Origin of the sequence: Ferrimonas gelatinilytica (assembly GCF_039544205.1) — a bacterium.
Classification (GTDB): Bacteria; Pseudomonadota; Gammaproteobacteria; order Enterobacterales; family Shewanellaceae; genus Ferrimonas; species Ferrimonas gelatinilytica.
Window position 1 is genome coordinate 124,887 of the sequence record NZ_BAABLF010000029.1, and the last position, 8,236, is coordinate 133,122.

The 8,236-nt window shown below is 58.0% G+C and carries 9 protein-coding genes; 7 read left to right on the plus strand and 2 right to left on the minus strand.

Annotation, left to right across the window (positions count from 1 at the left end; all coding sequences use genetic code 11):
• Positions 1 to 3 precede the first annotated feature (3 nt).
• Both ABD997_RS14355 and ABD997_RS14360 read right to left on the minus strand, forming a co-directional pair.
• Positions 4 to 1,962, minus strand: a complete 1,959-nt coding sequence (locus ABD997_RS14355) for a bifunctional diguanylate cyclase/phosphodiesterase (protein ID WP_345317800.1) — start codon at positions 1,960 to 1,962, stop codon at positions 4 to 6.
• Entirely contained in the window at positions 1,959 to 2,624 is a 666-nt protein-coding gene (locus ABD997_RS14360) for a transglutaminase-like cysteine peptidase (protein ID WP_345317801.1), read from the minus strand. The genes ABD997_RS14355 and ABD997_RS14360 overlap by 4 nt, the downstream gene beginning before the upstream one ends.
• Before the next feature lie 139 nt (positions 2,625 to 2,763).
• Between ABD997_RS14360 and ubiE the strand changes: the two genes are divergently transcribed.
• The 7 genes from ubiE (at position 2,764) to ABD997_RS14395 (ending at position 7,825) form a co-directional block, all read left to right on the plus strand.
• A complete protein-coding gene (gene ubiE, locus ABD997_RS14365) occupies positions 2,764 to 3,519 on the plus strand; it encodes a bifunctional demethylmenaquinone methyltransferase/2-methoxy-6-polyprenyl-1,4-benzoquinol methylase UbiE (protein WP_345317802.1) in 756 nt (251 codons plus the stop codon).
• 49 nt (positions 3,520 to 3,568) lie between these two features.
• A complete protein-coding gene (locus ABD997_RS14370) occupies positions 3,569 to 4,171 on the plus strand; it encodes a ubiquinone biosynthesis accessory factor UbiJ (RefSeq protein WP_345317803.1) in 603 nt (200 codons plus the stop codon).
• Positions 4,168 to 5,802 (plus strand): ubiquinone biosynthesis regulatory protein kinase UbiB, encoded by a 1,635-nt coding sequence (gene ubiB / locus ABD997_RS14375; RefSeq protein ID WP_345317804.1) that lies wholly within the window; start codon positions 4,168 to 4,170, stop codon positions 5,800 to 5,802. The genes ABD997_RS14370 and ubiB overlap by 4 nt, the downstream gene beginning before the upstream one ends.
• A 71-nt stretch (positions 5,803 to 5,873) precedes the next feature.
• Complete coding sequence (tatA, locus tag ABD997_RS14380) at positions 5,874 to 6,104, plus strand: Sec-independent protein translocase subunit TatA (protein ID WP_345317805.1); 231 nt, start codon at positions 5,874 to 5,876, stop codon at positions 6,102 to 6,104.
• Positions 6,105 to 6,110: 6 nt separating this feature from the next.
• Positions 6,111 to 6,491, plus strand: a complete 381-nt coding sequence (tatB, locus tag ABD997_RS14385) for a Sec-independent protein translocase protein TatB (RefSeq protein WP_345317806.1) — start codon at positions 6,111 to 6,113, stop codon at positions 6,489 to 6,491.
• A 2-nt stretch (positions 6,492 to 6,493) separates the two neighbouring features.
• Positions 6,494 to 7,234 carry a twin-arginine translocase subunit TatC gene (gene tatC, locus ABD997_RS14390; RefSeq protein ID WP_345317807.1) on the plus strand — a complete coding sequence of 247 codons (741 nt, stop codon included), beginning with the start codon at positions 6,494 to 6,496 and terminating at the stop codon, positions 7,232 to 7,234.
• Between the two features lie 45 nt (positions 7,235 to 7,279).
• On the plus strand, positions 7,280 to 7,825 hold the full coding sequence (locus ABD997_RS14395) for a hypothetical protein (RefSeq protein WP_345317808.1): 546 nt from the start codon (positions 7,280 to 7,282) through the stop codon (positions 7,823 to 7,825).
• Positions 7,826 to 8,236: the final 411 nt, after the last annotated feature.

Genomic DNA, 8,236 nt, shown 5'->3' on the forward strand with positions numbered 1-8,236 from the left:
CGCTCAGAGGGGGGACTGGACGCCATTATCATCCGGCCCCCTCTTGGCATCGGCACCCAGTGGCTCGGGGGGGGATACCCCGTACCCCTGGACGGCGTCGATCCCCAATGACCATAGGCGCGCCGCCAACTCAGCCTGCTCTACCTGCTGGGCCACCACCTTAAGTCCACGGCCGTGTGCGGCGCGGACCATCATCTCAATCAGATCGTTCTGCCCCGGTTCCTCGAGCAAGGCCCGGGTGTAAGCCGGGTCAAGCTTGATCCCCGTCAGGCCTGGCTGCGCCAGCAGCACCATTCCCGATGGGGTGGTGTGATCCAGCCAGAGCCGAGCGCCTTTGTTGGCGAGGGTTTCAATCACCGCACGGGTTCGGTCTGGGTCCATCAGGAAAGCCCGCTCAGGGATCTCCAGCCCAACCCGATTCCAGTGCGTCGCCAGTCTATGGCAAAGCGGCTTGATAAACAGGGGGTCGAGTACCGATTCAGCAGTGAGGTTACAGGTCAGAACGCTGCGCTTAGGAAGACGCGGAAGCTGCACCAACAGCGTATCGAGTATCAACAAGTCAAATCTCTGGTGGCACTGTTGTCTGGCCACTTGAGCCATTACCGCACCGGGCCCCGCCACGTTGTCACCCTCGCCAAAGCGCACTAGGACCTCATGATAGAGGTACTCTCCCCCGGCACCCTCACTGGCCTGCCATAGCAACCGGGGCGGTTGATTCAGCACCTTATCTAAGTGTCGCGCCTGTTCCGACGGCTCCACCCAACCGGGCTCTCCCTCCTGCTCACAGAGATAGAGGCTCGATTCCTCGTGAAGCAAAGCCTTCGACATCACCGCCTCCAGCCGCTCTTCAAGCCGCTCTCCCACGTCCCCCAACTGGTAGGGAACCGATACCAGTAAAACACGCTCGCCACCGGCCTGCTGCAACGCCGACAACAAGTGCTGACGCATCTCAGCCTCGAGTTGGGCGAGGGTATCCTGCATGATGCCGGGAAACAGCAGAAGAAAATCCGCAAACCCGATACGGTACGCGCGGGAGTAGGGAAGGCGTACGGTGGTCTCCGTTAGGATGGCAGCAATCTCCCTCAAAAGTGCCTGCTCCCCATCGACACCCCCTTTCAACTCCACCCGGTCCAACCCCACCAGATGCAGGCGAACCAGCATCCCACCTCCCAGCTCCTCATCGCTAAGTAGCTGGGCCAGTCTCTGCCGGCCGCGGCTGAGGTTCCCCAGACCGGTCTGCTCATCCACCAACGACTGTGCCCTCAACCGCTCCACCTGACGACACTGCTCATGGAACATCGCTTCGGAGTTATCCACCATCAGATTCATCGTCTGCACCAAAGAGCGCAGCTCACGAAACCGCGGCAGGTGTGCCTGCTTCAAGTAACGATGGCGCCGCAGTCCCGCTGCTTGCTTCTCCGCCAGGTGCAACGGTTTCAGCAGGCGGCGCAGGATCCAGCTGCCCGTGAGGCCCGCCACCAATGCCAGCAGACCGGCGCTCCATAGGGCACGCAGGCTAATCCGCCAGAGATATTGATGGGCGCGTTCGGTGCTGGCCTGGATGCTCAGTTCGGCCACCAGTCGCCACTGGGCATTAACCTCACTGCTCTCGGTCGCCGCCTCCAGCGGCAACAGCGCCTGAAACCAGGTCGGTGTGCCGGTGTCTATCTCCTGGCGTCGCCGGAGGATCTTTTCTGTGCCGTCCAGGCTGGTGAGTTGGATCTCCCGGTAATCGCCCCGGTCAAAGATGCTGTCAACCATGGAACCGGCCAACACCCAATCCCCCTGGGCCAGAACCGGCGACAGCGAGAGCCCCAGAGAGGTGGCTGTATCCTGAGCATGGCTGGCGAGTTGATGATTGAGAAACTGCTGACTGCCCTGCAGGTATAGCCAGAGGTTGGCCGCGGTTAACGAGCCGATCAACAGCAGCATCGCCGCGACCAGCAGTCGATATAAGCTCATCCTTCCCCCTCCTGTGCCAGCCGCATCATGAGATCTCCCCAAAGGTCGACCCCACTCTCACCCGCTTTGAGACGCACCCCTTGATCGAAGGCTCGGGCCCGCCAGAGCCCCTCGGCATTAAAACTGTAGACCGGCACCAGGTCCGGCCGTGCATCGCCGTCGCGGATCTCTCCCAACAGGTTGTCCAGCACCTTGGGCATTGCGTCAGGCTGATTCAGGTAAAGCAGCACCATATGCGCCTGATTGAGCTCGATCGCCTTGGCGTACATCAGCCGAAGATTTGGCGGCGGAACCCCGAGCACCCGAAGCGCAAAATACTTGGCGATCACGAAGTCCTCGCAATCTCCCCCCCCGCTGGCCACGGTTTCCAGCGGCGTGGCCCAGTAATCTGCCTGCCCCCAATGCTCCGCATCGGAAATAAAGTCCAGCCGATTAAAGTAATGGTTCACCGCTTCCAGTTGCTCAGCGGTGGTGGCCTCACGGGCCAGCTGCGCCAGCAACCACTGCTCCAGCGCCTGAACGCGGGCGACACCGTCAGGACCAAAGCGCTGCTCCAGCCGGTTCAACTGGGCTGGCTGGAAATACTGCTGCCAATCGGGTAACTCTGCCTGCACAGGGAAGCCAATCGCCAGGATAAAAAACAACCAACGACAGTGCTTCACCGCGGCACAAACAGGAGGCAGAGGGGGAAAACACGGTGCATCTATCGACCTCAAACCTTTCAACCGAGGAGATTTCTGTTAGACGCGTTAAAGTGTAGACTGTGGCGAATTTGACGAATGTACAGATAGGACCGTAACAATGGCCGACGGCGGTGATAACAAAACCCACTTTGGCTACCAGGAGGTAGCCTCGGATAAGAAAGCGGAGATGGTGGCCGATGTGTTCCACTCGGTGGCATCCAAGTACGATCTGATGAACGATGTCATGTCGTTCGGGGTCCACCGTTACTGGAAACGTTTTACCATCGAGTGTGCCGCGGCGCGTCCGGGAATGAAGGTCTTGGACCTGGCTGGCGGTACCGGGGATCTGACCGCCAAGTTCTCACACCTGGTCGGCGAAACCGGCGAAGTGGTGCTGGCGGACATCAACGACTCCATGCTCAAAGTCGGCCGTGCCAAACTGCAGGACAACGGTGTGGTTGGCAACGTCAACTACGTTCAGGCCAACGCCGAGGCCCTGCCATTCCCGGACAACCATTTCGACATCATTACCATCGCGTTCGGTCTGCGCAACGTCACGGACAAGGCCAAGGCACTGCACTCCATGCAGCGTGTTCTCAAGCCCGGCGGCAAGCTGCTGGTTCTGGAGTTTTCCAAGCCGCAGAATGAACTGATGCAAAAAGCCTACGACTTTTACAGCTTCAAAATCATTCCCAACATGGGGGCGATGATCGCCGGCGATAAGGAGTCCTACCTCTATCTCTCCGAATCTATCCGTATGCATCCGGATCAAGAGACACTGAAAAACATGATGTTGGAGGCGGGCTTCGACCAGGCGGATTACGTCAACATGACCAATGGTGTGGTCGCACTGCATCGGGGCTACAAATTCTGATCGTAAGGGGCCAAACCCCTGGCCCTTTGATTTCACGCTTAGGAAGGCTATGCAAATCGCAACATTAGCAGCAGGCTCCCTGGAGAAAGCCTTAGCGAGTCTGCTGAAATACCACCCCGACCCTAACCCCCTGGCCTCCTGGCACGGGCAGGTGATCCAACTCACCTTGGCGCCCCTGCCGTTTGACCTTTTTCTCATCCTGAGCAACCCCATCCAGGTCTACAGCAGTTACGGTGGCGACCCCCACTGCCGACTCTCATTGAGCCTGAACACCCTCAAACAGATTCAGGCGGGAGCGCCACTCTCGGAGCTGATGAAACAGGGCAGCCTGGAGATCCAGGGTGATATGCAACTGGCGGGGAAACTGGCGGGGCTACTCAGTGCTATCGAGCCGGATCTCGCCGCTCCCCTGAGCCGCTTTATGGGTGACGCCATGGCCTACCGAGTCGAGCGCGCCGGGCGACGACTGACCGCAGAAGCAGCCCGGCAACTTGGCCGGCTGCAGAAGCACGGTGGTACCCTGCTCCAGGAGGAGCTGCGCATCGCACCGGGCATCCCGGAGTTTCGACACTTCAGCGGCCAAGTGACCGAGTTGCAACAACGTAGCGAAGTCCTGCTTCAACGTCTTGATGCCCTGGAGTCAACGCGATGAGTCTGACTGCTCTGCGAAGGGGTTTGACGATTGCCGCCACACTGCGCCGATACCGCCTGCTGGCGCTGCTACCGCCTCATCGGCAGCCCGCAGCACTCCGTTGGCTGGATCGGGTCCTATTCTTCCTGCCTCGGCAAGCCGCAGATCAGCCGGCTCCCCAACGTCTGAACCTGGCCCTGCAACACCTTGGGCCGGTCTATATCAAGTTTGGGCAGATGCTCTCCACCCGACGGGACCTGCTACCGGACGATCTCGCCGATGCGCTGGCAACCCTGCAGGACCAGGTCCCCCCATTCTGCTCCGAGCTGGCCCAGCAACAGATAGAACAGGCACTGGGCGGGCGTATTTCTGAGCATTTCGATGAGTTCGACCCCAAACCGCTGGCCTCGGCATCCGTGGCACAGATCCACACCGCTCGACTCAAAGAGAGCGGTGAGTCTGTGGTCCTTAAGGTTATCCGTCCCGGGATCCGCAGCACCATCGAGTCCGACCTTAGCCTGATGACACTGGTTGCCAGGCTGCTGGCGGCCAGTCGCCAGGGGCGACGCCTTCATCCAGTGGAAGTGGTCGAGGATTACCGGCGTACCATACTAGCGGAGCTGGACCTGGTGCGCGAAGCGGATAATGCCATCCAGCTGCGCCGCAATTTTCGGGACTCTGATGCCCTCTATATTCCCCAGGTCTACCCCAGGTTCAGCCATCCAAGCCTGATGGTGATGGAACGCATCAACGGGATCCCGGTCACCGACATCGCCGCTCTGCAGGCGCAAGGCACCAACATGAAAAAGCTGGCGGAAAGGGGGGTTGAAGTGTTCTTTACCCAGGTCTTCCGTGACAACTTCTTTCATGCCGATATGCACCCGGGGAACATCTTCGTATCGCGCCAGCATCCGCAGGACCCCCAATATATCGGCATCGACTGCGGTATCGTCGGCCGCCTGTCAGAGCAGGATAAGCGGGATATGGCCGCCATCTTCCTGGCCTTCTTCAACCACGACTATCATGTCCTGGCCCAACAGTTTCTGAGCTCTGGCTGGGTTCATGCCGATACCGACATGGCGGAGTTCGAGTATGCCTTGCGTAAAGTCTTCCAGCCGCTGGAAAACAAGCCACTGGCAGAGATAAGCTTTGGCCATGTCCTGGTTCAGCTGTTCCGCACCGCCCACCAGTTCGGCATGATCGTGAAGCCTCAGCTGGTTTTGCTGGAGAAGACGCTTCTCTATGTTGAGGGGCTAGGGCGGCAACTCTACCCGCAGCTGGATCTCTGGGCCACCGCCAAGCCCTTCCTGGAACAGTGGATGGCACAGCAGCACAGCCCGACGAATCAGCTTAAAAAGCTTAGGCAAGCGGTTCCAAAGCTGGCGGAACAGCTTCCAGGCTTACCTCAGCTACTGCATGAAAATCTGCTACTTGGACGCAACCTGCTTGCCAACCCCGGTCAGGTAATGGAGCGCTACATCGCCGAACGGCGGCGGCAGCACACCAGCAACCTGATCTTTTCGGTAGGCGGTGTATTGGTGATCTCAAGCACAATCTTGCTGGGCAAAACCGTTACAATCTGGCCATCGGCCACTTTGGCGGCTGCTGGGCTGCTCGCTTGGTGGCTAAGCTGGCAGATTAGGCAACCGTAATGAAGTCACGGTACACTTAACTTCTACATTCGGTGTAGAGCACCGAGTCGATCAATTTGATAGGAGCCGTCATGGGCAATTTTGGTATTTGGCAACTGCTGATCGTTGCACTCATTGTCGTTCTGCTGTTCGGCACAAAGAAGCTGCGCGGTATCGGCAGTGATCTGGGCGGCGCCGTGAAAGGCTTTAAGAACGCCATGTCCGACGACAAGCAGGATGAGTCCAAAAAAGCACTTGAAAACAGCGATAAAGCCGAGCGAAGTGCAGAGAAAACCGAACAGAAGAACAAAGAGCAGGCGTAATCAAATATGCTCGATGGATTCGGCTTTTTCGAGCTTCTGGTGATTGCCGTTCTGGGGCTGATTGTACTGGGCCCAGAGCGTCTCCCCGTGGCCGTGCGTACCGTTTCAGGTTGGGTTCGGGCCATCAAGCGTATGGCCGGATCGGTAAAGAATGAGCTGGAGCAGGAGCTGAAGATCGAGCAGCTTCACGCCGACCTCAAAAAAGCCGAGGCAAAGGGGCTCAAAGACCTGGATCCGGATCTACAGAAATCCGTTCAGGAACTTCGTGATGCCGCCGCTTCAGTCACTCGAAGCTACCAGGATACCGACACCAGCACTCCGACCGCGGCACCCAAAGAAGAATCGACCGCTTCGTCAACGGATGCCGACGCCAAAGCGAAAGAATAATTATGTCTGAGCAACAACCCCTCATCAGCCACCTGATGGAGCTGAGAAACCGGCTGATGCATGCGTTTGGCTCGGTATTTGCCGTTTTCTTCGCCATCGCTTACTGGGCTAATGATATCTATCACTATCTGTCCAAACCGCTGTTGGCGGTGATGCCGGAGAGTGCTTCGATGATCGCCACTGATGTGGCCTCGCCCTTCTTTGCCCCCTTCAAGCTGACGCTGGTGGTGTCCTTTTTCATTGCCATCCCCTATGTGCTTTACCAGATCTGGGCCTTCGTCGCACCTGGCCTCTATCGCCATGAAAAACGCCTCATTACCCCGCTGCTGTTCTCAAGCACACTGCTGTTCTACGCCGGCGTAGCCTTTGCCTACTTCGCCGTTTTCCCAGTGGTATTCGGCTTCTTTACCAGTGTGGCACCGGAAGGGGTCCAGGTCGCAACCGACATCAACAGCTACCTGAACTTCGTGCTAAAGCTGTTCTTTGCCTTCGGGCTGGCCTTTGAGATCCCGATCGCAGTACTCTTGCTGTGCTGGAGCGGTGCCACCACGGTGGAGAGCCTGAAAGCCAAGCGTCCCTACATCGTCGTAGGTGCTTTTGTCATTGGTATGGCACTGACGCCGCCAGATGTGATCTCCCAGACCATGCTGGCCGTTCCCATGCTCCTGCTGTTTGAGGGTGGGCTGCTGTTTGCACGCCTCTATACCCCAAAACAGGATGAAGAGGAACAACACGAACAATAGGTCGCCAACGGTTTTGAGCGGCCATAACATCCCACGGAGGGTTTCATGCGCCGTTCACTGTCTCTGACTGCGGCGCTGCTATCAAGCAGCGCCGCTTTTGCTTCTCCCCTAGGCTGCGATAGCCAAGTCGATCCACAATCCCGCCTTACCTGCCTGGAACGACTTTCCGATGCGGTCACTCAGTGCAGTCAGCAGGAGGATAAGCTCGACCGTCTGCTCTGCTTCGATGCCCTTTCCACTTCCGAGTCCTCCCCTGCCAACCCCCGAGCAGATTCAGGTAAGCCTGAGGGAGCTTTCCCTAATCAACCACCTGCAATAACCGCCGCTCCTGAAACAGATTTCGGTCTTGAGCGCCTGGCCATCAAGCAGACCCCGGACCAACTGACCGGTCAGGTCAGTGCCATCCAGACCGATCCCTATGGCAAGTGGACGCTCACCCTGGAAAATGGACAGCGTTGGCGCCAAACCGAGTCAAAGAGGCTACGGGTAAAGATCGGTGAATCGGTTATCATACGAAAAGGGGCACTAGGTTCATTCAGCCTCTCCAGGGAGGGCTCCAACAACAGTACTAGGGTAAAACGCATTCAGTAGCGCCACGCTGCGAGCCTTCACGCTTGCCGACGTATGGCTTATGCAGGAAGCCACTTTGCCTTTGCGAGGGCTTAAAGGCTGTTTAAGGGGCACCTGGCCGTTCGTCCGTCGCAGTGAAGCTGAGTAGTGATGCAGCACTTCACCGGGAGAGAAGATCACGGCAGGATCGACTCAGGAGATAGCTATTCGATCGCTCACCCGGAGCAACGCCCCGCGCCTTTAAGCACGGGGCGTTGTAATTGATGACCTGTGTGGCGTGGTTGCCCATATTTAGAGCATCATTCTGTGTGCGGTCATGTTGCTGCGGGTAACGTGCAGATACGAAAAAGGCCCTGTCCGAAGACAGGGCCTTGATCTGAATAAGCGTCTGGCGATGACCTACTCTCACATGGGAACTCCCACACTACCATC

Excerpts from the sequence above, each read along its gene's own strand:
- ubiE (WP_345317802.1), top strand. The coding sequence starts at position 2,764 with ATGGCCGACGGCGGTGATAACAAAACCCACTTTGGCTACCAGGAGGTA.
- ABD997_RS14355 (WP_345317800.1), bottom strand. The coding sequence starts at position 1,962 with ATGAGCTTATATCGACTGCTGGTCGCGGCGATGCTGCTGTTGATCGGC.
- tatC (WP_345317807.1), top strand. The coding sequence starts at position 6,494 with ATGTCTGAGCAACAACCCCTCATCAGCCACCTGATGGAGCTGAGAAAC.
- ubiB (WP_345317804.1), top strand. The coding sequence starts at position 4,168 with ATGAGTCTGACTGCTCTGCGAAGGGGTTTGACGATTGCCGCCACACTG.
- ABD997_RS14395 (WP_345317808.1), top strand. The coding sequence starts at position 7,280 with ATGCGCCGTTCACTGTCTCTGACTGCGGCGCTGCTATCAAGCAGCGCC.
- ABD997_RS14370 (WP_345317803.1), top strand. The coding sequence starts at position 3,569 with ATGCAAATCGCAACATTAGCAGCAGGCTCCCTGGAGAAAGCCTTAGCG.
- tatA (WP_345317805.1), top strand. The coding sequence starts at position 5,874 with ATGGGCAATTTTGGTATTTGGCAACTGCTGATCGTTGCACTCATTGTC.
- tatB (WP_345317806.1), top strand. The coding sequence starts at position 6,111 with ATGCTCGATGGATTCGGCTTTTTCGAGCTTCTGGTGATTGCCGTTCTG.